The sequence below is a fragment of the Oleiphilus sp. HI0066 genome, from assembly GCF_001635725.1.
Genome location: NZ_LWFH01000155.1, coordinates 1 through 1,061, shown reverse-complemented (window position 1 = coordinate 1,061; position 1,061 = coordinate 1). Strand labels below are relative to the sequence as shown.

Below are 1,061 nucleotides of genomic sequence, written 5' to 3'. Positions count from 1 at the left end.
TGGTAATAAAGATTTTTCGATAGCAACGGTTTTATCATTTCCTGCATTAATCTTACTTCCTCCTAATACTATAATAGCTGTCGTACTTATGGGATTGCCGGTTTACTATCTGGCGATCAAACTTAAACGGTGGTTAGGCGGCTACACTGGAGATGCGCTGGGCGCAATCCAACAGATCTCCGAGATTGGGTTCTTGTTGGCTGTTCTAGCATTATTACGCCTAGCTTAATGTTCTCAAACCTCACGCGCATATTGCCATGAATGATTCTTCTGACCCTACGTTTTCCTATACTCGCGCAGAAAAAACAGCCATTTATAAAGTCATGGCGGAACGCCGAGATATGCGGCATTTTAATAACGAGAAGGTTTCCGAAGACCTTATTAGCAAGCTGCTATATGCGGCTCATATGGCTCCGAGTGTTGGTTTAATGCAGCCGTGGCGTTTTATCCGAATTCGCAATACTGAAAAGCGTGAAGCGATTCAAACGCTAGTAGAGAATGAGCGCGATCTTACCGCTGCTGCATTAGCCTCTCGCAAAGCTGAGTTTCTTAAACTCAAAGTAGAGGGTTTAAAAGAATGTTCAGATGTCATTGTTGCGGCACTGCCCGATAAGCGTGATGAACATGTATTTGGGCGACGAACATTACCAGAAATGGATTTGGCTTCGTTGTCTTGCGCTATTCAAAATATGTGGCTTGCCGCGCGTGCTGAGGGAATTGGTATGGGATGGGTCTCCATTTTTGACCCTGAGGCGCTAAAAACGGTTTTAAACATGCCGCCCGATAGCCATCCTGTCGCGATTCTATGCATTGGTCATGTAGATGCTTTCTATGAGAAGCCCATGCTCGTTATGGAGGAGTGGGCGACAGAGCGTAGCTTAGATGAGTTCGTGTTTGAGGACGAATGGCAATACTAAGCTTAGCCTACAATCAAAGGATAGATTTTAACGATATTGCCACGACGATTCCTAAATAATTACCGAGAACATAGCCAGTAATTGCCGCGCAAAAACCGGGCACCAATAAGGCTTGATTGCGAAGTGCTCCAACAATCACTGGGA

Annotated in this window: 2 protein-coding genes; both read left to right on the top strand. The window is 45.1% G+C overall.

The features are described 5' to 3' along the window. Positions 1–229: adenosylcobinamide-GDP ribazoletransferase (locus tag A3738_RS31790; protein ID WP_231876508.1), on the top strand; the 229-nt coding region annotated here is incomplete at its 5' end. A 28-nt stretch (positions 230–257) separates the two neighbouring features. Continuing rightward, on the top strand, positions 258–917 hold the full coding sequence (gene bluB, locus A3738_RS02630; protein WP_068481579.1) for a 5,6-dimethylbenzimidazole synthase: 660 nt from the start codon (positions 258–260) through the stop codon (positions 915–917). Positions 918–1,061 lie beyond the last annotated feature (144 nt).

Coding starts and splice junctions, on each gene's coding strand:
- bluB (WP_068481579.1), top strand. CDS start 258: ATGAATGATTCTTCTGACCCTACGTTTTCCTATACTCGCGCAGAAAAA.